Source organism: Xylanibacter ruminicola (genome assembly GCF_900142525.1).
Lineage (GTDB): Bacteria > Bacteroidota > Bacteroidia > Bacteroidales > Bacteroidaceae > Prevotella > Prevotella ruminicola_A.
Map to the genome: position 1 here is coordinate 85561 of NZ_FRBD01000003.1, position 24845 is coordinate 110405.

20 protein-coding genes are annotated in these 24845 nt (G+C 43.0%); all 20 read right to left on the minus strand.

The window, feature by feature from the left end; genetic code table 11:
• Positions 1-166 precede the first annotated feature (166 nt).
• The 20 genes from BUB86_RS17470 to BUB86_RS02785 all read right to left on the minus strand — a co-directional run bounded on the left by BUB86_RS17470 (position 167) and on the right by BUB86_RS02785 (position 24840).
• Positions 167-316: a hypothetical protein gene (locus BUB86_RS17470; RefSeq protein WP_175549389.1), complete on the minus strand. Its 150-nt coding sequence runs from the start codon at positions 314-316 to the stop codon at positions 167-169.
• 31 nt (positions 317-347) lie between these two features.
• On the minus strand, positions 348-785 hold the full coding sequence (locus tag BUB86_RS02695; RefSeq protein WP_073204938.1) for an NUDIX domain-containing protein: 438 nt from the start codon (positions 783-785) through the stop codon (positions 348-350).
• 18 nt (positions 786-803) lie between these two features.
• Positions 804-2729: a PGN_0703 family putative restriction endonuclease gene (locus BUB86_RS02700; RefSeq protein ID WP_139261325.1), complete on the minus strand. Its 1926-nt coding sequence runs from the start codon at positions 2727-2729 to the stop codon at positions 804-806.
• Positions 2730-2757: 28 nt separating this feature from the next.
• The gene (locus BUB86_RS02705; protein ID WP_073204959.1) at positions 2758-3456 is read right to left on the minus strand and encodes an NAD-dependent deacylase; all 699 of its coding nucleotides are present in this window, start codon (positions 3454-3456) and stop codon (positions 2758-2760) included.
• Positions 3457-3475: 19 nt separating this feature from the next.
• The gene (locus BUB86_RS02710; RefSeq protein WP_139261327.1) at positions 3476-3826 is read right to left on the minus strand and encodes a hypothetical protein; all 351 of its coding nucleotides are present in this window, start codon (positions 3824-3826) and stop codon (positions 3476-3478) included.
• Complete coding sequence (locus BUB86_RS02715; protein ID WP_073204965.1) at positions 3823-4605, minus strand: DUF6994 family protein; 783 nt, start codon at positions 4603-4605, stop codon at positions 3823-3825. Before BUB86_RS02715 ends, BUB86_RS02710 begins: the two co-directional genes overlap by 4 nt.
• 8 nt (positions 4606-4613) lie before the next feature.
• Positions 4614-5318, minus strand: a complete 705-nt coding sequence (locus tag BUB86_RS02720) for a hypothetical protein (protein ID WP_073204969.1) — start codon at positions 5316-5318, stop codon at positions 4614-4616.
• Entirely contained in the window at positions 5315-8302 is a 2988-nt protein-coding gene (locus BUB86_RS02725) for a helicase-related protein (RefSeq protein ID WP_073204973.1), read from the minus strand. The genes BUB86_RS02720 and BUB86_RS02725 overlap by 4 nt, the downstream gene beginning before the upstream one ends.
• Positions 8299-10044, minus strand: a complete 1746-nt coding sequence (locus BUB86_RS02730) for a hypothetical protein (protein ID WP_073204976.1) — start codon at positions 10042-10044, stop codon at positions 8299-8301. Before BUB86_RS02730 ends, BUB86_RS02725 begins: the two co-directional genes overlap by 4 nt.
• A 3-nt stretch (positions 10045-10047) precedes the next feature.
• Positions 10048-11277 carry a DUF6361 family protein gene (locus tag BUB86_RS02735; protein ID WP_073204979.1) on the minus strand — a complete coding sequence of 410 codons (1230 nt, stop codon included), beginning with the start codon at positions 11275-11277 and terminating at the stop codon, positions 10048-10050.
• Positions 11278-11293: 16 nt separating this feature from the next.
• Positions 11294-12262, minus strand: a complete 969-nt coding sequence (locus tag BUB86_RS02740; protein ID WP_073204983.1) for an ADP-ribosylglycohydrolase family protein — start codon at positions 12260-12262, stop codon at positions 11294-11296.
• Positions 12263-12290: 28 nt separating this feature from the next.
• Complete coding sequence (locus tag BUB86_RS02745) at positions 12291-15200, minus strand: AAA family ATPase (RefSeq protein WP_073204986.1); 2910 nt, start codon at positions 15198-15200, stop codon at positions 12291-12293.
• On the minus strand, positions 15197-16357 hold the full coding sequence (locus BUB86_RS02750) for an exonuclease SbcCD subunit D (RefSeq protein WP_073204989.1): 1161 nt from the start codon (positions 16355-16357) through the stop codon (positions 15197-15199). Before BUB86_RS02750 ends, BUB86_RS02745 begins: the two co-directional genes overlap by 4 nt.
• A gap of 3 nt (positions 16358-16360) precedes the next feature.
• Positions 16361-17329: a helix-turn-helix transcriptional regulator gene (locus BUB86_RS02755; protein WP_073204993.1), complete on the minus strand. Its 969-nt coding sequence runs from the start codon at positions 17327-17329 to the stop codon at positions 16361-16363.
• A 25-nt stretch (positions 17330-17354) separates the two neighbouring features.
• Entirely contained in the window at positions 17355-17891 is a 537-nt protein-coding gene (locus BUB86_RS02760) for a hypothetical protein (RefSeq protein ID WP_139261331.1), read from the minus strand.
• A gap of 264 nt (positions 17892-18155) precedes the next feature.
• A complete protein-coding gene (locus BUB86_RS02765; protein WP_081373054.1) occupies positions 18156-20291 on the minus strand; it encodes a DEAD/DEAH box helicase in 2136 nt (711 codons plus the stop codon).
• 11 nt (positions 20292-20302) lie between these two features.
• Positions 20303-23713, minus strand: coding sequence for a DNA/RNA helicase domain-containing protein (locus BUB86_RS02770; protein WP_073205002.1), 3411 nt, complete (start codon positions 23711-23713; stop codon positions 20303-20305).
• Positions 23714-23721: 8 nt separating this feature from the next.
• Positions 23722-23934, minus strand: coding sequence for a hypothetical protein (locus tag BUB86_RS02775; protein ID WP_139261333.1), 213 nt, complete (start codon positions 23932-23934; stop codon positions 23722-23724).
• Positions 23935-23936: 2 nt separating this feature from the next.
• Positions 23937-24248 (minus strand): hypothetical protein, encoded by a 312-nt coding sequence (locus tag BUB86_RS02780; protein WP_073205008.1) that lies wholly within the window; start codon positions 24246-24248, stop codon positions 23937-23939.
• 37 nt (positions 24249-24285) lie between these two features.
• Positions 24286-24840: a hypothetical protein gene (locus tag BUB86_RS02785; protein WP_139261335.1), complete on the minus strand. Its 555-nt coding sequence runs from the start codon at positions 24838-24840 to the stop codon at positions 24286-24288.
• Between the last annotated feature and the right edge of the window lie 5 nt (positions 24841-24845).

Here is a 24845-nt window from a genome sequence, read left to right on the forward strand (position 1 = left end):
GTCTACCGCTTCCTAAGCATTTGCTATTGAAACGCGCCAAAAGCCTTGCAGGAATCCATTGGAATAATTCGTCCAGAGGATATAGCAATGCATTCACGCCTTAAGGCAGAGTCTCACGACTCGAAATTCAAATAGTCGCCAAACATACACAACCTCGGGATTGAGGTCACGTTCTATATTTCTTTTTCTTCCTGAATCCCATGAAAAACTCCCATTTATCGTCATAATCTGTAGTCATGACGGCTTCACCGGCATTTGTTGACTCTGCTAACGGGATCAGGTCTTTAGCCATTTCTTCTATATCACTTCTATCCATATTCTCTTGGTTTTTATTCCATCAAAAGCTTTCATTTCATCATGTCGTTATAGACCTTTATCGCATCCTGCATGATGTCATAGTGGTCGAATGCTAGATGTGGTAAATCAGACAGTGGCCACCATTCTGCTTTGGCAGCATCATCCTGGCCAGTGACGGCGATAGGTTCATCGACGATAGCGAGGTAAGCAACGGTGACAGTCCTCCCTCGTGGGTCACGGTCAACCTTCGAATAGGCTCCTAACTGCTGAATCTTCGACAGTCGAAGCCCTGTTTCTTCCTCCAGCTCCCTGATGGCGCACTGCTCAGTTGTCTCGTCCATGTTCATGAAGCCACCGGGGAAAGCCCAGCCTCCCTTGAAAGGCATACTGCCCCTCTGAATCAGTAGTACCTTTGGTTCTGCCTCCCTTGTTATCACGATACAGTCAGCCGTTACAGCTGGTCTTGGATATTTGTATGTATATGCCATAATTTTATCTTCTTACTTTTATTGCCAATACCGTTCATCAAGATAGTTATATAAGTCTGAATGTGTGGCCTTGATGGGGGACATCAGTTCCTTAGGGTCAACGACAATGAATTTGCTGACATCTTTAAGTCCCTGAGCATAGGTGCTGATATCTTTAAGTAATTCTTTATTGCCATTGGGAATAACATTGATGTGCAGGTAATTATCAACAGGAAAAACCGTATCATTGCTCCAAATAATATTCTCTACCAACAGAGTTTGACGCACCAGTTCATAGAGAGGATCATACTCATATGTTTCATTCCATTCTTTGATATTGGAATAAGTATGGATACGTGATGGATAACGGTCTATAGAAACCTGTGGAGCACGTTTATGTTCGTATGTCTCTACATATTTCCATTCGATAGGGATGAGTATTCGTTTACTGTCAGACGTTTCTGCATAAATGACGGCATCAATGGAGGTACACATGGCTCCTCGCTTCTCTGTCCTTTCACCAAGCAATGAACGATTCTTCCACACAAATTCAAAGCATACATTTCCATTACTATCGTTTTTGTCTAATGGATTGGGAAGAATACTGGTGAAATGGTATTTGTGCTGGATAGAATTGAGAATTAACAGTAGTGCTGAAGATTCTTCTCCCTTCATGAATGGAAACAGATGATTTACACAGCTTATCTGAGATGAAAGCATGTGCCCTGTAGGTATATTGATTGCATCATGACTTTTCCACCATCCAATGCCATTCTTCCGGAAATACTCTATAGCAGCTTCGCGGATGGAAGGATAAATGTTCGTCGCCTCTTGTCCATCCTCGATAATGTAAGGTAACTGGATGTTCTGCAGACCAGCTTTCCATGTTCCACCACCTTTTACTCCATTAAACTGCGGCAATGTCTGAAGCACTCTGATTTGTTGCGCTCCCTGCAGTTCTTTGTATGTAGGTGCTGGTATCAATTCTGCTGGCATAAGTTGCAACACGGTTGAATGTTCAAACTTGATGGCAGCCATCCCAATGCTCATTTCTCCCAAAAGCTGTTCCTTTGCATATTCGATGAGCGGATGCAGTCTGTCTGTCAGCAGCACAGCTTTGATATGCGAGATAGAGTGTTCATGGATGGCATCGAGAATAAGTTCAAGACCTCTAGATGCTTTTTCTCTCTTATCTGTGCGGAACTTATCTGCTTCGTGTGGATATTTTATCTCGTTTGTGATGAGAAGGCGGTGTAGGACATTGGCATAGAACATTAGTTCGGTGATAATGCCAACGTGGGTGTTGTCTGAGTTAATGCAGTCTTTGAGCTCATACACACAGAACATGTCATTGTCAATCCTCCAAAGGTCGGCCTGACTTGCACCACCTGGGGTGATGGCAGTAGCTTTACTTACAGCTCCATCAAACAACCCCATAGGTAACTGATGATTGGCATTGCCTAAAGTCGAGAGATATTGGTAAACCGCCGTTTCGAGCATGGCTTCATACTTCATCTTTCGGTCCTTCTCATCTTTCTCACTTTTGTTCTTGCTGTTTTGAAGGGGGAAGTTCAGGGTGAGCAGGCTGAAGCTTCGAGTGAACATTTCAATGACCTCTTTTTTGCTTTCAGCAACTGTCGCCCAAGTATAATTCTCTACAAACCAGACGACGCGCAATAAAAACCGATTGAAATGTTTCTTTTGATTAGCAAGGATCTTCTCTTCCAATGAGAAATCTGGGTTCTCCCAGTCAATGACAACATGAGCAATGTCTGGGAAGAACGACTTGATACAGAACACCCACCCCTCAAAAGCAGATGCATCGTTTTGCATGTTCTGTAGAACTCCATCTGCATCGATGATGATATATAGATTGTCATTTAGGATGCTCACGTCCATCTTTGAAGGCAGTTCTGCATAGTATACTTTCTTCTTAATCCTGGCCAGTATTTCACTCTTATTCATGTTGTACATATTTCGCCAAATTCATTTTCTACAATTCCTTGAATGCCTCCAGCAGCATCTTCATACCCTCTGCAGCAGTGGTTTTAAAGTGGGTGAAGCCCAAATGCGTGCATTGATCCATCTCTCCTGGGTCAATCACGAACTTGGGAACCTCGTGGTGAGCGTAGTTAATGAACCCTGCTGCAGGATAGACCTTCAGAGAGGTTCCGATGACAACGAAGATATCCGCTTTGCTTACATAGTCGATGGCCACATTCATGCTGTCAACATACTCGCCAAACATCACGATATACGGGCGTAACTGTGAACCATCCTCTGCCTTATCACCCACCATGATGGGTGTTGTCAACGGATATTCCTTCACGCAGGTCGTTCGGTTGTTCATCGAACACACCTTGCTCAGTTCACCATGCAGATGAATCACCTGGGTAGAGCCTGCCCGTTCATGTAGGTTATCCACATTCTGCGTGATAACTGTCACCTCGTGCTCCTTTTCCAACTCCGCAATCATGCGGTGGGCATCATTTGGTTCTACCTCCGAAAGCTGTTTGCGTCTCCAGTTATAGAAGTCCAGGCACCTCTGAGTGTCATTGTAAAGTGCCTCCGTACTGGCCAAATATGCCCACTCCTCATTTGTCCACAATCCATCCTTGCCACGGAACGTACTCAGTCCGCTATCCACGCTGACACCTGCGCCAGTCAAGAAAACTATATGTTGTCGAGTCATACTTTGTATTCCTTATGGATTAATCCCAACCTTCTTCGTCATTATTCTCCATATAGCGGCTCATGCCGTTGTCATCCATATCATCTTCCGATGCAGGATCGAATCCACGCATATTATCAGGCTTGTGATGAGGACGCACTTTCCCATGAGGTGGGGGAGGTGGTGGCCCATCGGGATGCATACCATCAGGCGGTGGAGGTGGACGATGACCATCAACCCTGCCACTGTCTGGTGGTGGAGGAGGAAAATCAGGATGCATAGAGTCCATAACAGCGACACTATCCGTATCTTTGATGGTAGCGTCAGTGTTCTTCCTGTTGGTACATGAAACTACCAACAACAGTAATATAGGAAAAAGCCATTTTTTCATAATTGCTCGTTTAGTATTTCTATCATTCTTTTAGCCCTATTATTAATAATTTGAGTACTATCATCGATATAACGATGACATTCAGAGAAAAACCGTTCTCTATTGGTATATCCTCCTCGCCAATAAGTATAGCCCAAAGATTTTACCATAGGAACATAATCATCCCCCACGTAGTATTCCAGCATATTCTTTTCAATAAAACTCCGCCATCCTTCCACACCATAGAGCGGACGGAAGTCTTCTTCGTTGAGTTTTACAAGTTCTTCTAAATCCGGGTCTCTATCGGCTTGCTGAGTTAGGACTTTATGGAGGGCTGCCAAAAATCTGTCTTCATAATCATGCCACTCGTCATGACAACCGCGGTGCTTGTTGATGCTCCATTCTCCAATACGTTTATCTGGAAGAATCGTCATGTTTCCAATTGTATAGCAGATCTTGTGATACTTCCGTATCTTAGCTACAAGTTCTTTGTCAGGATTCCATATTTCACTAAACCTTTCTTTCCAAGTCGGAGAGAAAAGAGTATTATAGCTATTCATGGTATCACCTCGCAGTTTCCCTTCGCCTAGATTATCCATTGATATGTGTTCCCAGGCATCAGCAAAGACAATACAATAAATTGCCCTCATCAGCTCTGTGTCATCAGAGTCAAAATTCCTGTTCGGGCATCCGTAAATGTCATCACCACGTAGATTTCCTAACTCGAAAGTTGAGAGTCTTTCGATATCACCATCCAAACGCTCTTTGATAAAAGACCTTACTAATTCTATTGCTTCCATGCTTTATATCAGCTCTTTTCCTTTTCTCCCCAGGCAAACAATTCCTCTTTATTCTCATACGCATCATAATGCTCAACAAGCCCCTTGTTTTCTCTAATGGCTTGCCGAATCACATCAGCAGTTTCTTGAACTGAGGGTTTCGGATCATTTGATTTCAGGAATAATTCCAATTCCTTAACAGAATTCTGGTCAAATGTGTATTTTGCGTATTCTATTATCTGTCCATCAGATAAGGAAGTATAATCTGTCGGGCAAAAAGGAGGATATTTCAACAACTCATTGGAACCCATAAATAACCATTGTTCTTCGAAGTACATATCCGCAAAGGCAATGGGATAGTTATCATTCTCGGCATGCTTAACAATCTCATTAAACCATTCGACATATTCTTCATCCTTACCATATGCCAATTCAAAATAGGCCCTATTCTCTTCAAAGATATGGTCAATCGGAATCAATTCCCTTCCTTCTTCAGGATGGGCTTCACCAGTACTGCCATGAAGGCAGTTAAATGGAGTGCAATCACCATGTTGTTCAAAAAGGCAATCATTCTTCATCAGGACTTTTGGGTAAATCATCCATCGCCAGCAACACCCGTTTGGAGACATTCCAGGAAGTAGCCGTAATTGTTCATATCCACGAGAATGGAGTTCATGAACAAACTTTATTATCTCATATGCACTACACTTTTCTATCATATTGGCTTGAATCATCTATTTCTATCTTTCTTAAATGGGCTGAGATTGAATAGCAACTTCTCTATATCTTCATCCGATACTTTCCCTGCTAACATTTGGAGTAATTCCTCTTGCCTGGGCTGCCCCATAGTCAATCTATATAGGGATAAGACCTCAATAAGCCTGCGGTATCTGCCATTTTCTTCACTCATGGGGTAGATTGGTATAATACGCTCAATGTATTCAAGATCTTTCCTTCCCTCAAACACTTCATTATTCAGAGGCAGGAACCAATAGGGTACCATAGCAGGATTATCCTGTTTCAGGACTTGGTTCGCACTCTCGAACATCTCATTCCATGAGAACTTATCACCAAAGGCCTTTGCAACATTCCTTCTCACCGATAGACATTTATATCGGTTGATACGACCTTCACGCTGTTCCAAATTCTGTGGATTTGAAGGTAAATTCCAGTGAATCATCTTACGACAATACCAATGGAAATCTAGTCCTTCTTGGCCGATTGATGTTGATGAAAGTACAAAAGGACGGAAGGGACTGTTAAATGCCGAACGGACACTGGTGGCATGTGTTACAGCTTGTTCAGTCTGTTTTGTATTACCAAAATCTACGGCAAAGTGTTTCCTCATGGAGTATTTGTCGTCTTTTGTAAAACCCTGTATTGTGCCAACAGGCTGTCTAAATGCAGATACAAGCGACTCCTTTATCCGATTCTTGATTGGTTCCAATGGCTTGGTCTCACCAATCATGTGTATAAATTCATCTATTGTGGCTTGCAGATTTCCCAAAGCACAATAATCAAGAACTCTCAGGAAATATTCCTCGTTGGACCTACAAGTTAGTTTAACAGCTGCTATTCCATAACGATTATTGAAGATGCCCACCAATTCCTTTGCAGCATCTTCTGCCATTGCCTTAACATAGGATTTGTTGTCATTCTGTGTTGTTCTGCACAAGGCCCTATACAAGCAGGAGGCAGGAGAAGCGATGGCGATTTCAGCTAACACGTCTGCTGCATCGGAATATATCCTATCCACGTGGTCTTCATTATTGTCAAAGGCTTGCATCAATAAGAAAATATCAATGGAACTGATTCTGTTGGTGCGTTCACCATCCATGGATTCCAGCCTTTCCGTTATTATTTCCTTGATGGCCTTTTTGATCTCTGAAAGGCTTTTACCGAAATACATTTCAGGATTATACAGACCGGCAAGATAGGTCGAAACGGTATTGAGGATAGCCGATCCTTTCGTCCGGTTGTCATCTTTTAGCAGCACTTTTACATCATCTGAATAGGTAGCTCCCTTATAGGCTCTCCTATAGAGTCTTCTTTCAGACTCATATGAAATAAGCGAAGCCAACATCTTTGGAACCATGCCCCAGGAGGAAAATACCAGATATTTGGAGAAATCACAGTTCCTTGTAAAAATAGTTTCACCAGTTGTGTAATATGGATGCGAAGTAGGAACCCATAAGAGCTGTTCTACATATGTCGGATGCTGTTTGTCGCCAAAAATGCTTTCAATGACGAAATTCAACCTTGCATTGTTATATTGGGTAAGTTTGTAGTTCTCAACAAAGTTCTTGTCAAGCAGCAGGCAATCAACATTAGATTTCCTTCTTGCTCCTGCAGCCCAACCCTTCTGTATTTCATCCTTTAGCTTATAATTGTCCATGAATGACAATTGAAAAGCAGCAGATTTGGTGTAGTCTGTGGGCGCAGAGAAAACGCGTTGTCCAAAACTACGACAATTGTCAATAAGGTGCTGCATCTGTATGTATGAATTAATATCGCCCTCTGTCAGACAGTGACTGATGTCTGGTATCATTTCTTTGATGATACCCGTGTTCTGTCGCTCAGTTCTTCCCATCACGTTATAAAGCATTCCTTCAGCGGTATCATGCTTTTCAAGAAGTTCGGTAAGATCCGTCTTTCCTAGATGTGATAATGCGGTAGAATAGCTTTGCCAGATAATCTTGACGTCCGGAGCATTCTCGGAGTTTTCGTAGAGAAAGTTCAGCAAGCGGTGAAAATCCTTATATTGCTCATCGTTATTGGTTTCATTCAACTCTTCTATAGTTGTATATGGCTTATAAGGTGTAGCTGAGAGTAGCAGGATAAACGTTTCTTTGTTGGAAAAGAACTTTTTGGCCACCATGTTCTCCTCTGAATCATGAGTATCGTCTTGTCCTGTAACTATGAGTGAACTGAATTTCTGGAACTCATCCATAATAACCAAATCAGGCTTCAGAACTTCAAGGCTTATACTGGCAAACATCTTTCTCAGGGCTATAATTAGCCAGTAACCGGCACTGCTCCTGTTCTCAACTTCTTCTCCTGAAGTAAGTCGCATAAGCTCAGTCTTGATGGTAGTTCCCTTATATGAGGTTTCAATATGGGACAACATGGCTTTCTTGATGGTCTCACGATATTCCCTCATATCTGTGGCATTGACTAACTCAACATAACGGCTCCTATACCATCCCCAGCCCTTATAAGCATCCCTCTGCAACATACTGGATAATTCACCATTCCTGCTTTCATCTTCAAACTCTGGCAACAAAGATAGACATGCATAAATCAATGCTCGTTCGTCTGCACTTCCTGTTCCCAAGGTCATTTGGAATGATGTGGCTGGAGTTAAAGATAAAACCAAAGTATCTTGCCCGTTTTTAATCAGATCAGTCTTTTTCCTGTAATATACGAAGTGTTGCATGGACAGTCGGCTTTGGGCCAGATCAACAGTGTCACCGTCATCAGATAGTGTATCAATGTTTTGCTGAGCAATCTGAAGATTACAGCAGACATATACAATGCAGTAGATTCCGTCTTCAAAGATACCATCCAAATTCCTCACTTGTCTGACAACCTCAGAAGCTACTGTCGTCTTTCCAAGACCTGCTTCATCAGCAACCAATACCCTGTGCTGCCCGTTACGAAAAGCATCAAGCACGTGATTGGCCGTTGCGATCTGGAAATCTAAAGGACTATTCTTCATAACTTGATTGCATTAGAAAACTGTTTGTATATTCTGCTAAATTCCTCTGGAATGGTCTCTTTGTCGAGTTTGTCCAGCATTTTACCTATCTGCAATATCTGTTTTGGATTAACTGCTGACATACGGAGCATTTTCTCATATATTTGGGCGTACTCATACCCGTCCTCGGATTCTCCTGCGCCTTTTTCTCTCAATAATATCTCATTCGAGAGATACTGGACAGGTGTATCACTTAACATCAGTTCCAGGAATTTTACGAAATCGCGTTTGTTTTTGATAATACTCTTATATATGGCAGTATCGCGGTCATTGGGCATTCCTTCTGTAGCTATTCTGATAACTGCCTCATGATGTTTACCGTCATCAAGCTGTGAGCTGACAATGTAGAACTCAGAAAGCTCCTCTGCCGACATCTCGTCAAACACAGCTCTGCCTTTCCATTCACGAAGCATATCGCGTTTCTGCAAGGGAGCAATAAAGACGGGATTATCCAATTTCTTTAGTGAAGATGTTACCACTACACTAAAGGAATTATCACGATGTCTGGTGATTTTGGCTTTCAGGTCATCAGCGCACATCATCTTCTTCATGGCCAGCTCTGCATTGTCCCACTTGATGACTGTAGTAGCCTTCTCAACGGGCTCATTTAAGCGGACGAACTTGCTATCTTTATTGCTTTCCTCATAGAAATCTTTCAGGAAATGATAATATTTGCTGTTGCCATATTCGAATTTTAGTCTCAACAAAAACTCTCCATTCCTTTCAAAAGCTGAGTTGGTCGCATTAGCTGAACCGAGATATAGATAATGCTGATCTCGCCCCATCCACACTAAATACATTTTAGCATGAAGATCCATACCCCTTGTAGCCAAATCATCTAAGGCAATAAACACGCCTCCTTTAGGGTCAAACGAATTGAAGATATCTGCTGTCACATATTCTTTCCTGGTAATCAGGGCACGATGCTCTTTCCTGTTCGGATTAATACGCCCTAAAAGAGTCTTATCAATAAAGGGTGATACTATGATACTTTCAGTTCCGCATAAATAGTCTTCTACCTGACCGAGACCGAAGTCCTCTTGAAAGAGATATGGGAAGAAATCATAGTCATCGAAAGGCTTGTCCACATCAAACTTTTCTACTCTTTCAACTTCCTTGGCCAAGGCATACACCTTCTTAGCCTGTTCCTCTGAGATGTTGGAATAAGAGCAGACTTTCTCAATAAACGTTCTAAGTGGTCTGTGCTTAATGTTTTTTATTTGTGCATTCCCAACCTTTCCTGTCATACATGTGATACAGTCAATGTTATCGGAATAAGCCATATTCCGGCTTGAAACAATCAGTTTCATCAGCACATCCTTGCTGTTGTCATTGTTCACCTCTCTGATGAGCCACACTTTGGGATGGAAGTTAGCTGTTATGTTAGCTGAATTGAACACCTCAAAGATATTCTTTTCAAGCAGCGAATAAACCTTTCTGATGGTCGGTGGAACGGCGATGCTTCCTTTATTGCAGAAGATAACCATTTTATCACTGTTCTTAAGGATGGCTTCAAGCAACAAATGGGGCGTTTGTATCTCTTTCTCATCCATGTCGCCCAACATGCCGAAGGCTAAGTGTACCGTCATCAAGGCGTCAAACCCCAGAGAATAGGTCATTCCCACAGCAAAATCGGTATGATAACCCTGAGTAGGGGCTAACAAATCACCGTATAAATGTTCTTGCAATAGACTCTGTGCCATAGTTTACTGGGGATTTCTTATTTCATTAACCATAGTCTTAACTGTAGTCCATCGGAATTCGTTATAACCAGGAGCCATCCTTTTAACGGTTCGATAAGCACTGTTCCCGATCTTGCTTCTCTCTCGTTTAACCGTCCTCTCCCTGCTTGTAACCAGCTCGTCAAGCTGATGGAGTGAATTCGTACCATTCGCTATGAGCTCACGATAACAGTTTTCACAGAAGTCTGTCAGCATCGGGTCTTTCATCCTAATATAGTCAAACAATGACTCGTAGTTCTGAACATCACAGATGGTTTCTCTATGAGAGGCATACAGCATCTCAAAGGCCTGCTGACATGCTGCTGCTTGTTCATCGTTACCAAAACTGCTATAGTATGCATGATTGAAGCTCCAATCTATCAGATGAATAAGCTTTGAGAACAAGACAGACTTGTCATAGACTCCCCTGACATCTTTGTCGAGACCATCAAGCTGTTGTTCAAGTTCATAATAGCCGATTTCATCGGTCAATGACAAGTAGTCTTTATCTAGCAGGAATGTTAGGAGTGTTCCCTTGCTAAAGGGCGAGTCGAGTATCTTCTTCTTGACGAAATAGGCTTCTGTAGCCGAAAGTGACAGAGGCATAGTTGACCCATTGAAGAAGTCATATTTCTCTCCAGATGTCCGTATACTCTGTTTGTCACCTGCCAAGTCTTGGGCATCTTCAGTATTATCCTCACCCTTAAGCTTGCGTTTATTATGTGGATTATCAACGTCACTCAGGCTGATTTCCTTAATCAATTGGTAAACACTGGTATCTGGAATCATACCGTAAGTCGCCATGCCGCTACAGTAAATATAGGTTGGGTCGTATTTCACGTATTTGTGGTAATCCGTTAATGCCTCCTTGTAGGTGTTGATTCCTGTAATGCCCAGCTTTGATGTCCCGTCATCATGTTCGGCCAACTGTCGTGTTATCTGCACTTCTGCCTCCTTGATATACCTCTCCACTTCTTGAACACTGCTAAACTTCCTTCCGCAATGTGCTGCATGGTAATAGAGTGATGGTAGGATGGCAAAGTACTTTGCATGATGCTGAAGTGTGGAGGTTCCCGGGAACAGCGTATTCGAAAAGTCATCTCTCACTCTTCCTATGCCAAGTTCCTCAATTGCTTCCGATTCCGAGAGCAACTGCATCATCTTTGACACCCTTTTCTTCTCTTCAGTATTGAAGTTAACAAACCCAATCTGCATAGCTATCCCTTTTTAATTACCAATTCTCCCTTGACTTGGCTCGTTCTGCCATCAGGAGGCGTTTCCGAGCATGCTCACTCTTTGTCTTGCTCATAATCTCGTCATAGGCATCCTTACCATCCAAGTCATATAGCATTTCCCAGCTTACATCACTGAAGTCATCACCAGCGAAGCAGGTATCGGTCAGTGGCTTATATGAACGAGGGCGCTCATGACGGAAATGATGAAGAACTGTCTGCATATCATCGGGCAGGAATTTTTCAAAAGTCCTTCGCATATTAGAGGGAATGCCCCAAATGGCTTCAGCGATGCTACCCACTATAGCACCTAATGTGTCTGCATCGGCACCGAGGCTGACAGCCAGACGCACGGCATCCTCAAAACAGGTGGCCATGCTAATAATCTTCAGGGCAACTGGCACTGTGCCTTGGCAGGTCTCGTCAAACCTGTTTAAGACAGATGCCTTGGGCATGTTGATGTCGTAGCCGGAGAACTCCACACATTCTTGAAGAATCTCGTCGATGTGCATTGGGGCCTCCTGGAATCTGTGATAACTTAGAGCCTTAAAAATTGCCAGGGCCACCGTCTGTGCTCCTTTGATTCCTTCGTCGTGATTATGAGAGGGTAGGGCTGTAGCCGCTGCAGCATCGAGCATTTCATCAATGTTCTCATACCAATGTGCTACCGGACTCACTCTCATAGCAGCCCCATTACCGAAGCTGTTATATGGCTGGGGATGATCACTCTGTACCCACTGTGCGAACCTTCCACCATAGCCTCCCATCGGGTGAGGATATCGCTTGCACCAATCATGGATGTTCTCGCCAAAGTCACGACCTTCAAGCAGAGCATCAGCCACAGCCACCGTACAGATGGTATCATCCGTAAACCCATTCTCATCGGATAACCACTCAAAGTTGTAGTCATTTGTGGGGTCAAACTCCCAACGGCTTCCTACAATATCACCAATAATTGCTCCTATCATACCTTATTTAATTTATGTGGCTGCAAATTTATATCGAGGTTGTCTCAATTCGTGGCACATCCGGGATAATTTTCACTTTGCTGCTCGAATTATTTCCTTCCTGCATCACCTGGATCTGTACAGGAATACGGTCTTGAAGTTCCTCCACATGGCTGATGATACCCACATGACGACCTGATTTCGAGTGCAGAGAGCGAAGGGTGTTTACTGCGTTCTGCAAAGGCTCACCACTCAGAGTACCAAACCCCTCGTCAATAAACAGCGTATCTACGGCCAATTGTTGTCCGATGTCACTCAATGCCAGGGCCAGAGACAATGAAACGAGGAAACTCTCACCACCAGAAATGGTACTGGCGGCACGGCTGACATAACCCTGATAGGCATCCTCGAGCATGATGATAAAGGTGCCAGGAGCTACTTTCAGCGTATAACGGTCTGTCAGTGTCTTCATATAACTGTTGGCCGAATGAATCAGGCTTGTCAAAACATAACTCTGGGCAATCTTACGGAACTTACTGCCTGAAGCATCACCAATCAGAGCATTCATACGACTCCATTTCTGGTAGTCGGCCTTCTTGTTGTCAGCATCAGCTTTCATCGCGCCAAGACGCTGCTTGTTTTCACTGTCTGTCTTCAGTTCCTGATTGAGAGCACCTTTCCTGACGTTGGCCTCAGTCATCTGTTTATCGTACTCCTGAACCCGTGATTCCAGTGACTCTACAGTATCTTCCTCTGCAAATTCTGGCTTGTTCTGCTGATGTTCCTCCTGCTGTTTCATCACAGCCAGCAACAGCGTCTTCTGGGTCAGTGCATTACTCCGTGCTTCGTCCAAGGCTTTGTCCTTTTGAGTGATTTCCTGAGCAGAATAGGCATTGAGGGTCGTTAGCACTTCTTCGTTGACATCCTCATGTTCTGCACAGAAACCATCTATAAGTTTCTGGTTCGTCTCTGCAGAGGCAGTCAGTTCCAGTACATCCTTTTGCTTGGCACCAATGAGCTCCTTGGCAACGGCCATCTTGTGCTTACAGGCTTCAACGGCTTCTCTGCTTTTGTCCACAACACCTTTCTTGGCATCCCAGTCATTCCTCAGTGCATCCAGTTTATCTCTCAGCTCCTTAACCTCTTTCTCCTTTTGCTCACCGTCTTTGATTTTGCCTTCAAGTTCACCGAGAGCCAAATCAGTCTTGTTCTTCAGGCTTTTCAGCACAAAGTGAACGTTTTCATCCACGGTTTCTATACCACAAGCCTTACAAGCCGCCGCCAGTTTCTGTTCTGTTATCTGTACTGACTGGTCCTTGTCCAGATTCTCTTTATCCCGATTATAGGCATTGGTAGCGGTCTTAACTTCCGCATCCAGCTTGTTTTTCTCGGCAACAATGGTGTTATAATCCTTCTCAGCCTCCTTGAACGATGTTGTCAGGCCAGCCACCAGTTCTGCCAATTCCTCTTCATGGGGTAGCTCTGCGACGATTTCCTGACCGCAGACAGGACATTTGTCACCCACATGCAGTTTCTGGCGCATGGTCTTGGCGAACTTGTCGATGGTATCCTTCTGCTTATCCAGTAGATCCTTGCAGGTGTTCATCTTGACCTCTGCATCGTGTATTTTCGCAGGGTACTCCTCCTGCTTTTTCTTGCTCTCCTCAATGCTGGCCAGCGACTTTTCCAGGGTCTGACGGGCATTTTCCACCTTTTCCTTGGCCTCTGCTACCGATGTTACCAGTTCATTGGCGGTCTTGATGTTTTGCTGCAGATCCTTTGCCTCTTCCCGTTGTTTTCGTAACCCTGAAAGGTTCAGGGCAGCCAGATTAGCCTCCTGAGATTGCAGTGCTATTTGCTGTCTTTCAAACAGTACCTTTGCCGTCTCAGCGTCTCTGCCCGCTTTTTCAAATTCTGGATTCAGGGTTTCAGCCAGCTTCTTGTTTTCTGCATCGATGATATCCTGTTGCTTGCCTATTGCCGTCTTGCCCTCTTCGATATCCCGTTTGGCCTTGTTCTTTGTGGTCAACCAACTCCTGGCTTCAATCGTTGCCTGCCACAGACTTACCAGCCCTTCTTCTTTCTTGAAGTCCTCGCTTTGTGTGATGGCAGCAGCTTTCTCACTGTCTTCAGTAGCCTTCTTCACCTTTCCGGCCAGTTCAGCATCTGTCTTTAGCCAGTCACATTTCTTCTTGGCCGTATCATGCTTCGTTTTGACTTCCTCATACTGGGTCTCCAAAGCCGCGATTTCCTCCTTCTTTTGGGCAATCACCTCTTCTGAGAATGTCTGGACGTTCTTCACCAGCTGCTCGGCATCTTCCCACAGTCGTTTCTTCTGATTGGTGATCTCATAGACCTTGGCACCAATTTTTGTATAGACGCTCACACCCGTTATCTTCTCCAGAATCTCAGCTTTCTCGTCGTCCTTACTGTTCAGGAAACGGGTAAACTCACCCTGTGCTAACAGTGTGGTACGACAGAACTGCTTGAAGTCAAGTCCGATGGCTGCATATATTTCATCGCGAATCTCCTTGTCCTTGTTTAAACAGAGATTTGTATCAAGATTGTGTAGCAGCCACTCCTTCGACTTCAGATTGCCCGTAGCCTTGTTCCTGGCACGAGCTACCGACCAAGTGGCCTCGTAGCTGACACCATTACTGCCGATGAAGGTCAGTGTGACAAAAGCCTCGCCAGTATTCCGGCGCATCAGCTGCCTGGGGTCATCAATCTTCACTGGCTTTTCACCATCCTGCGTGTCGCCCTGCATTTTGGTAGCATCGAGACGTGGCGTATCTGCATACAGAGCCAGACAGATAGCATCCAGTATGGTTGACTTGCCTGCTCCCGTCTTTCCCGTTATCAGGAATACCTCACTATCTGCCAATGGCTGTGCGTCAAAGTCAATCGTGGCATCCTCTATCGATGCGATATTGTGTATGGTCAGTTTCTGTAGCTTCATAGTTCCTCCGTTTTCAATTGCTCCAGTGTCTCGTTGAACATGCTCTGCATCTCACTGTCAAAGTCGATGCCCAAATCCTCAGCATACCTCCGTGCAATGTCTATAGGCTCCTCTGCTTGGAATTCCTGTACGCTGAGCATTTTGGCTTCTGCTTGTTTTACAGCCTTCCGTCTTGCATTGATACAGCAGAACCGGCATTGCTTTTCATCCGTCAGCAGTTGTGCCTCTGCCTGGGCCTCCAATGGCAGGAAGTCATCCACCTCTACATTCAGACGGATATATGCGGGGATGTTTTCCGGGAACTTCACCAGCAGTTCCTTTGCCTCTTCCCATGTTGTAAAGCCGTCCGTTGGCAATGTCACCAGCGGATGCGGGTTCTCTATCTCTATCTCCGTCACTGTTGGCTTCTCACCGTGACTGCCAATCTCCACCATACTCACTGAGTGGGTGAAGGTCTCATCAAAGCTGACGGGTAGGGGAGTACCGCAGTATCTCACGTTGTGCTTACCGCTATGTACAAACTGCCCGTGGTGGATATGTCCCAGTGCCAGATAGTCATATCCGTCACCCATCTGAGCCAGATCCGTAGCGTCAATTCCTCCCACGATAGCATCTGTGGCATGGTCATGACCTGTGAAATCACAGCCTCTCACGGTAGTGTGCGCTGTCATTACAACAGGCAAGCCCGCTGAGTTTCTTTCTTTCACCAAGTCTGACAACTGTTGGAAGAACCCTTCCGGCATATTCCGTTCCGTACAGTAGGGAACAGCAATCACATAGCCTTTGCCTGGCACCTCAATGATGTGCTCATCAGGGTTCTCACGCTCTATTTGACCGATGGCATACACATTCAGTTCACGCCAAGGCTGCTGAAATATCTCGTGTCTGCTACCGCTGTCATGATTACCCGCTGTCATCACGATGACCATTTCTGGGTGGGTCTTGTGGATGTCCAGCAAGGCATTCGTCAGCATAGTCTGCACAGCTGACGACGGCTGTGGTGTATGGTACACATCGCCACACAGCAGGAACACATCGGGCTTCTGCTCCTTGACAATCTGAACCATCTGGAGCAACATCACCATCTGTTCCTCCGTCCTGTCATAGTTGTAAAGCGTATGACCAAGATGCCAGTCACTTGTATGTAGTATCTTCACTGCTTATTGGTTTTCGTTATCGTTTTGGTTTTCGTTCACCTCCAGCTCATACATCTGAGCAGCCTCCAAGTGCATATTATAAATCTCTTCTGCCAGCCATTTCGGAGTGAGCACCTTTACCTGACTCCCACGACTCAGGAAGTGGGCACTCAGATCTATTGTTGGCCTCATGTGTAGTTCAAAGTCTGCGAAGTTCTCGCCCTGGCCAATCTCCCTCTGACTGTGGTGAATGGGTAGGTCTCTGATGTAGAAGCGCTCATAGCCAAAGGCTCTGATGACGATTCTCTCTGCAGGAGTACCGTCACCCACCAGCACACCATAGCACTCGTCAAAATACTCCTGTGCGTCGAAGTCTGGGTCTATTTTGAACTTGATGTCAGTCAGCGACATCTCCAGAATCCTGTCAAACGAGAACACACCGAAGTAGTCCGACTCAGGCTTCTCCTCCGTTGCATCCCTGTGGAAGTGGCCCAGGATATACCAGCGTTGCTTGAACAGTTTGATGCAGTACGGCTCAAAGTTCAGGTGATTGGGCTTGTCCGTGCCATATTTCCTATATTCGACGGCTATCCTGACACTCTTCTTCATCGCGTCCATCACCATCTTCAGGTATTCCCCCTCGTATGGCACCTGCTGCAGCAGAATCCTGTTTTGCAGCGACAGGCTCTCACTGATTACGTTGTTCACCGAGAGTGTCGACAGCATCCAGTTCTGCACGCTGTCCTCCCTCAGCACATAGTCATTGCCGATGTAGTACTCATACCCGTTCTGGCGGTCACAGTCAATGTAGATGCCGAAGATGTCCTCAATGGCATCCTTATGTCGTGCAAAGGTAGAACGGGCCAGTTCTATGCCCTCACTCATATCCGTCTGCAGCCACTTCTCGTTGATCTCTGCAAACGTAATCCTCCGAGCCTTGCGAATGGTGTTCACAAGCCAGATATACTCCTTGAACTTTGCCGGTATCTTCATACGCTTATCCGTTTAATTCCATTTATTATGCCGCGAGCAGCAGGGCTGCGATAGCCCCTAGCCCCTCAGCAGCAATCTTACCTAACCAACTGTCATCTGTCAGCTTGTGCTCTACAATGTAGTCGCGTAGCTTCTGCCGCCAGACCTTATCCTGCAAGAGCACCCATAGGTCATCATCAAAGTGCCCATACGTCACGTTCTCTTTCAGCCACTTCTTGGTAGGAGTCGTGCCTTCAGCTACAGCCGTTTTGAGAATCAGATGCCAGAACCCGTCACCTTGCAGGTGCCAGAACGGATTTGAAATGTCTGCCGGATTGGGAAACTGCGAGTTTCGGGTATATTGCTTCATCAGAGTGAGATACCTCTTCTCCAGCCACTCATTTAGGACGAATCGGTTGGCCGTGAACTCACCACTTTCGACACCATCTATCAGAGCTAATAACAACACCGGCTTGGCCACGATGACCTCACCATGAATCTTTGCCTGCCGTATGCTCATTATCCGCTTGGTATAATGTGCATAGCACTGCTCGTAGTTATAGAATTGTAGCGTTCTGTTCATATGCTTGCTCTCATTAAACATTAGTCACCCCCATAGAACCCAGGAGCACCTTCAAGGTCTTCATCATAATAGAGAGAACTATCCAACTCTGGGGCATATTGAGGTTCATTTCGCTTAGAAAAGCGATTATTCTTTACCGGTGTAAAGCTAAGTTCTGCACCGCAATAAGGACACGTCACGAAATACCCTTCTCCTATAGCGCGGAAAGTTAATCCACATTCGCAACAATTTGTAATTACACATTTCTCCATACTATAAATCAAATTATATCTTTGTCCATTGTGCTTTAAGAAGCGTGTTAAATATTGATATAGACCTATCTGATATCGATCCGCCTGGACTCGTTTTCAAGTATTCTGGGTCACAGACCACAATTAGCTTGTGCCTTGCTCGGCTTATAGCAACATTTAAAAGCTGTTCACCTTGTTCATTTGCATAGATCTTCCCAAAGTACGGCTTGCCTTTTTCAAACTTAGAGCAGTCAACCATGTCAAATATGATGACATCACTCTCAGATCCTTGAAAAGTATGAACGGTACCGATTTTTACCCTATCTTGGAAATCTGTACTATACTCCCGTTTCGAGAAAAGCGCTTTTAATAAAGAAACCTGACCTGTATATGGCGTAATAACGCCTATACTAAATGTATCCTCCTCATGTTCATTATATAAGTCAAGAAGATGCATGACAGCCTCCGAGTTTGCAAAATTCTGCCTTGTGCCTCCTTTAGTAAATCTTACCATTCCTTCTGTAACACTGCACATTCCAACAACACATTCACTGTATGGAGGGCGAGCCACGATAGAATTATATTTCGGGTTGTCAGTCATTAAGTGCCCTCCATAGAAAGGTTTATTGATGATTTCTACGAGTTTGGGATGAGAGCGTCTCTGATTTAAAAGTGGGCGAAGAGCAGGATGATTTGTGTGATTTATATCTATACCACACAATTTAAAGACATTGTTTTTAAGAACAGGGATTCCTGCAACAGTAATCGGTGATAACTGTTGGAAGTCGCCTACAAGAATAATTCGTTTCGATACATTTCTTGCAAGAGCGATTAACTGAGGCATCGCCAACATACTAGCTTCGTCAACTATCAAATTGTCAAACAAGCCATCTTTGAGTCTCGGATTGATCACAAAATTTGAAATGGTTGAGAAAACAACCTTAACTTGATTGATTAGATAGTCCGTATGTTCCTTCAGTTCTTCTCGAGCATCTTTCAGCTGTGCTTTTATTTCAATCGCTTCATTTGAAAATTGCTGATTTGTCGTTCGATACCCTTCGAGTTTTTTGTTGTAGAGTTTAATCATCAAGCGTATCTTGCTCGATACGGCATCGTCAGGAAACAAGAAATCAGTTCTTAATAGCAATTCATCTTGTGTGCGACCAGCTCGGTAGAACTCACCCCTTTTCATTTCTGGTTCCTCTACAGTTATATTTTTGACAACCTTACTTAATAGTTGGTCTACTGCAACATTTGACAAGCAACAAACTGCCGTACGTTCTCCTGGCATACTATGAAGCGCCATAATAATTGCGGCAAGAGTGTATGATTTTCCCGTTCCTGGAGGCCCCCAGATAAAAGTAATGTCTTTATCTAAAGATGCCTTAAATGCAGAGAATTGTGATTTGTCCTTAACAAAGTATTTTTCTAAATAGGAAGGATAAGGTGGATGTTTAATGTCTTTAAGTTTATCTGTAGAGCCTTCAAGAAATTTATAAAGCGGATACGACTTGTTTATGTTGTATTCAGAGAGTTCTTCCAATAGTTTCTTTAGTGCGATGGTATTCATCGTCGCGTCAGAAATCACACGACAGTCAGATGTTACAAAAATAAGTCTGGTAGAACTAAAGAATAAAATGGCATTAGCATAATCAAACTCAACCACCTCACAGCTATAAGGTGCCTCTTTAGTCAAGAAAATAAAAGAGACTCCATCGGTAAAATGTGGGTCTTCACCTTCATCTACGATTAGTTGAGCTTTATAAATATATTGACCCTCCTGTGTGGAAATTCTGTCACATGAAGAAACTTTGTATCTCTTTTGGTTCCTCGGATCCTTTTGTGCAGTACATTCAGCATCCAATGCACGGCTCATTAGTTCAAAAAGATTTAATTCTTCATCCTCACCAAACAGGTATGGAAAGTTTTCTCTTATTTTTTCTTCCTCAAAAGAATACTGTAAATCCTGACTAAAGTAATAAGAGTAGTCGTGTTTTACCTTACTCATTAGTTCGCTACGCATGTATGATTTCTTTTCATAATCAAAAATGAGCGCAGCCCAGGCGGCATGAGTATTCGTTTCATTCATCATGCCAAGCGACATCACCTTCCTTACACTATATTCAAATAGTGCAAGAGTATTATCGTTTAAAGGAGGATTTATATACATGACAGAATGTTTTAAATCTTAAACCAGTCTTTGTTCTTAACAAAGTATTTGCTAATTTCCTCTTTCTCCTGTACCATCGTAACACCGAGGAAGAAAGCAGCACGCGAAACGCCCACATATATGTAGCGTTTAAGGATATCGTCATTGTTAAACTTGTCAATATTATGGAAAAACACAACGTCGAATTCCATACCTTTGACAACGTCTATAGGATAAACACATATATGTTTATCCGATACGGTTTCTTTGTCTGTTCCATCAAGTACCTTAATTTTCTTGGTTTTAAAAAATTCGGTATCTTGTAGTCTCTCCATAAATCGAGGGATATATCCTTTATCGGTTACAAAGATGGCTATAGAAGGGAGATTATCACCATAAGCGCGGAACACCTCTGCTATTCTTTCAGAAATCCATGTGATTTTTTCACTTTCATCTTCGTCAACATATATAAGAGGTGCGGGGACTTTTTTAGATGTCATAAAAGCCTTATAGTTTGGCGTTTCTCCAAGAGAATCTATACAGAGTTTTTTTGCCACTTCAAGAACCTTAGTACTTTGGCGGTAAGATTTCACCATTTCAAAAGGTACAGGGTTGGGGACTACGTTTTCCAACTCTTCCCACGTTTTAATGCCGCAGTCTGTAATTCGTTGCATTCTATCGCCGCAAAGAGTCAACGAGTTAAATTCAATTTTCAAAAGAGATTGCATAGCATAGATTTCGCATATACTGAAGTCGGTCGCTTCATCAACACCAATGATGGGACGTGCTGCCTCTTCGTATGCGTCAACATAAACATGGGAGATTTGTTTGTTTGTTGATATCTTTATTTGTTTAACCAATGTGTTTATAAAGCCAAGTAGAAGAGACTGCTCCTGAAAGTGCAGTTCTCTGCCCTGCTTGTTCTGAATAAGATCTCTTAACAACGGAAGGTTACAACCTTCAACTTTGGACTTATTCAGGTATGCACGAAATTTTTTATATCTGGTAGGAATGCCATTCAACATAATTGCACGTATTCCCCTTGTATATTGAGCAAACTGCTCAAATATCATAAGTTCACCGATTTTCTTAATTTCAGCATCAAATTGATTCCCAATTATGGGAAGAAGAACATCTGCTATTAAAGCCTGTTCGTCTGACAACTTTTTCCCTTCGTTTACTTTAGTATAACAATATGCTTTGAGCCATTTCTGTATTGGGAGAGACATTTCATGCGGCTTCGGTTTATTACCAAGCAATGGCTTTATTACCTTTTGAATTGCGCTTCTAATAATTCCGGAGTCCTCAGTCTCTTCTTCTTCCTCCATGTATGTGAAATCGTCATCATCTTCTTTGGCTGCATCCAGTACATCATCAGAAGTCAAATCAAAGAATATTTTAAGTTCATTTTTCGCTTTGCTATCCTGATCAATTAAAGAACATATCTTTTCAGCAAGTTCGCCTATAGTGTTATTACGTTCGTTAAGCAGTTTCTTGCAGTCATTGCCATATACAGACTCTAAAGAGTTAAAAAGAATAACAAAGTGGTTCAGTTCAAATTCTGTAGCACTATCAAATCGATTCTTGATATTTTGTGCGATTGCCGTCCATTCGTATATTACACCATCTGTATTTAGCTGCGGAAGCTCATATTTCACGTTTCGCCATTGGTCCAAATAAAAGTCGGTAAATGCTTTTACGACATTGAAACCTTGGTAAAAGAGAGTTTCTGTAGAATAACATACTTTGAATGGTGCCTTACTATAGCTTGTTTCTAATAAGTTATAGTCTTCCTGAAGTATCATCCGGCAGTAGTCTGTCCAATTCCTTACTTTTTCAGATACATGGGTAAGGCCTTCCTTTTCCATAGCATCTGCAAGGTAGTCTTTTAGCAAAACAGATGGTGAGAAAAACATCCAATCGCGATGGTTTTTTATAGCCTCACGTAATTGTTTTCTTTGATGAGATGATAACTTGTATTTATTTATTCTGTTTTTTTCATCTTCATCAATAGCAAAAATATCAGTCAGATAAGCCAGCCTATGAATCATTGTTGTTGTTTTACCTGTTCCTGGACCTCCCTGTATAACAACTGTTTTACCATCATATAGATGCTTTTCCATGATGCCAGTCTGTATCGGGTCAACAACATAACTATAACGCATCTCACCCTGCTTGCGGATGTATATGGTTATGTTCTTCAAATCTTCTTGCTGTTCTGTCAGGATTCTATATTCCTTTTGTAATTCGGCAATAGAAGCATTGTTCTTGCTTTGTTCGGAGCGAGAAGTATTACCTTTCTTCTTCTCTTCGAGGTCATTTAAACGAGCTTCTATTTCTCTTATAGTTTGCTGGTTTTTCCTTAAGGAGTATAGGAATTCGGTTAAATTCCTGTACTGGTATGTGAGTTTGTCACCTGCGATTGAAATAGTATGATTTTGAATGTTAGACTGATTTTCCAGAAGAACCGTGTGTGACTCCAGCCTTTTGATTTTGTTTATAGTAGCATAATCAAAGGATGTGCCAACTTCACTTTTCTGCATTCTAATCGCAACGTCAGAATACTTAGGAACAAATCGACCATAACCATTAAGAGATGACAATTCCCTAGGCGCATACAATCTGCTCGTAAACCAAAAGTTATTTGGTTTTCCGTCATATATACAATGTACTCGTGCAATAGCGAAAATGCCTACCTTATTCCTTGCTGTTTCACATGCTTCTAATTCTTCAACGATTTCTATAAGGGTTTCCTTTTCCTTACTTAGTGATGTTGTAGATGGCACAGACTCAGATTTCTTAGATTGCTCAGTAGTTGTAGAAGATATGCTCCAGCTTCCTGTACTCTGAGGAACAGATGTTTCTTTCTTCTTTGGTTCTTCAGGTTTTGGCCTATATGATTCTGCAGCTGCTCTCTGTTCTAGAGATATTTTGTCAACGGCTGATGCACTGTTCATAATAGCAATCGCTTTACTAACATCAAATTGGAGGCTACTCACTCCTTTGTTTTTCTGTAAACGAGGGCCTTCTGGGACATAACTATGTCCTATAGGCGTGTGCTTTATTTTACCTTGTCTATATACGCTTTCTGGTGCAGCGGGTCTGCGAACGGGAACAGCTGGACGTGGTGTATATGTTTCTTTAGCTGGTTTTCTTTCAGGATTGGCTTTCGCTTTTTTGTCATCAGATTCTTTTTGGCTTGCCTTCTTTTTCTTCTTTTTCTCAATCGCTTCTATATTAAACAAAACGTTAGATAGTGTACGACCAGTTCTAATGCAATACGTATTTCTTAAATTTGTGTCCGTAAGAAATTTAAATATTGCTATGTCTATATAAGTGGTAATGACTGTATGCCTTCTACTCATTAATTTGAATAAGGCATCCAGCTTTTCCTTGCTGTTAATAGGAAGAATTTCTTTTAGTTCTTGATTGAAGTTAGACATATATAAAGTTATTCATATCCACCATTTTCATAATAGGAATCATGATCATCTTCTGCGTCATACAACGCAGTGTCAGAATCTCCTGTAAAGTGGTGACGATCCTCGTCAAAAGTGTCCTCATCATACAAATTCCCCCAGTAGTTCCTACGGGGACGATGCCTTGTAGGATGCCCATCAGGAACAGGGTATGAAGAACTGCTAATATTTCTTTTCTTTTTCATAATTACCAATCTGAAAGACCATATTCATATTTCTCGGTTGAATTTGCCGCCTCATATTTTTGCGCTCTTGCAGACCTGCTCATCATATCCAACGGATCTTGCAGATTATCCAACCTCTTTTTTACGCTTTCGTCCATTTTGTATTTTTTCTGAACTTGTTTTACCGTTACAGGTTTACTTACTTTCTTAGGAGGACGATGCCTTTTCTCAGTACCCCCATCTATCTGACCAGGAATGATACGAATAGCCCTGGAACTTCGTCCATAAAGCAAAGCATGGCCCTGAACTCCTCTGTGCTTCTTCCTCTGTTTCATCGCTGTCAACTTATTATAAGAATGGATTTGAGATTATCTATTCTAAGAAGCAAAAATAGCTGTGGTCACCATAATCCAATTCTTCATTGAGAAGTGGGTTGTTGATGAAAAAAGACTTTCGGTAGAAGTCCTTGCAGGCAGTGGCTCTAAACTCTAAATCAGCTTTTTCATATATTCCGTCTTGTGGACGGAGAATCAGACCAGCTTCTATAAGCATGGGGAGAATGCAATAGAGTCCATTTGGTGTGGCGCGGTTGCTGCCATACTTGGCAGACATTCTGCCAACTATAACCTGAGTATTAACCTGCTTTTGGATATTGAAGAACTTACCAAGCAAAGCTGTGGTGTCATATCCAAAGGGGTATGCAGAGTTAATAATAGCAGCATATACAACTGCCCTGTCTCCTTTAAAGTGAATTGCCTCATTGAACTCTTTCACATGCTCCTGAATATAAGGGAATAAAGGATTCTTGATAGTAAGCCTGTTCAGAATCGTCACACATTTCTTGATGCGATTCTGCCCTTCATATTCTCCAGCGGCCAAAGAAAGGGCAAGGTCGGTATTGTATTTAGCGTCCAAAGCTGCTTTCATCGCCA

Bases quoted from the DNA above. Each gene is read 5' to 3' on its own strand.
- BUB86_RS02745 (WP_073204986.1), bottom strand. From the start codon at position 15,200: ATGAAGCTACAGAAACTGACCATACACAATATCGCATCGATAGAGGAT.
- BUB86_RS17470 (WP_175549389.1), bottom strand. From the start codon at position 316: ATGGATAGAAGTGATATAGAAGAAATGGCTAAAGACCTGATCCCGTTA.
- BUB86_RS02725 (WP_073204973.1), bottom strand. From the start codon at position 8,302: ATGAAGAATAGTCCTTTAGATTTCCAGATCGCAACGGCCAATCACGTG.
- BUB86_RS02775 (WP_139261333.1), bottom strand. From the start codon at position 23,934: ATGAAAAAGAAAAGAAATATTAGCAGTTCTTCATACCCTGTTCCTGAT.
- BUB86_RS02735 (WP_073204979.1), bottom strand. From the start codon at position 11,277: ATGCAGATTGGGTTTGTTAACTTCAATACTGAAGAGAAGAAAAGGGTG.
- BUB86_RS02700 (WP_139261325.1), bottom strand. From the start codon at position 2,729: ATGAATAAGAGTGAAATACTGGCCAGGATTAAGAAGAAAGTATACTAT.
- BUB86_RS02715 (WP_073204965.1), bottom strand. From the start codon at position 4,605: ATGGAAGCAATAGAATTAGTAAGGTCTTTTATCAAAGAGCGTTTGGAT.
- BUB86_RS02770 (WP_073205002.1), bottom strand. From the start codon at position 23,713: ATGTCTAACTTCAATCAAGAACTAAAAGAAATTCTTCCTATTAACAGC.
- BUB86_RS02785 (WP_139261335.1), bottom strand. From the start codon at position 24,840: ATGAAAGCAGCTTTGGACGCTAAATACAATACCGACCTTGCCCTTTCT.
- BUB86_RS02740 (WP_073204983.1), bottom strand. From the start codon at position 12,262: ATGATAGGAGCAATTATTGGTGATATTGTAGGAAGCCGTTGGGAGTTT.
- BUB86_RS02760 (WP_139261331.1), bottom strand. From the start codon at position 17,891: ATGAACAGAACGCTACAATTCTATAACTACGAGCAGTGCTATGCACAT.
- BUB86_RS02765 (WP_081373054.1), bottom strand. From the start codon at position 20,291: ATGTATATAAATCCTCCTTTAAACGATAATACTCTTGCACTATTTGAA.
- BUB86_RS02780 (WP_073205008.1), bottom strand. From the start codon at position 24,248: ATGAAACAGAGGAAGAAGCACAGAGGAGTTCAGGGCCATGCTTTGCTT.
- BUB86_RS02710 (WP_139261327.1), bottom strand. From the start codon at position 3,826: ATGAAAAAATGGCTTTTTCCTATATTACTGTTGTTGGTAGTTTCATGT.
- BUB86_RS02695 (WP_073204938.1), bottom strand. From the start codon at position 785: ATGGCATATACATACAAATATCCAAGACCAGCTGTAACGGCTGACTGT.
- BUB86_RS02730 (WP_073204976.1), bottom strand. From the start codon at position 10,044: ATGGCACAGAGTCTATTGCAAGAACATTTATACGGTGATTTGTTAGCC.
- BUB86_RS02720 (WP_073204969.1), bottom strand. From the start codon at position 5,318: ATGATTCAAGCCAATATGATAGAAAAGTGTAGTGCATATGAGATAATA.
- BUB86_RS02705 (WP_073204959.1), bottom strand. From the start codon at position 3,456: ATGACTCGACAACATATAGTTTTCTTGACTGGCGCAGGTGTCAGCGTG.
- BUB86_RS02755 (WP_073204993.1), bottom strand. From the start codon at position 17,329: ATGAAGATACCGGCAAAGTTCAAGGAGTATATCTGGCTTGTGAACACC.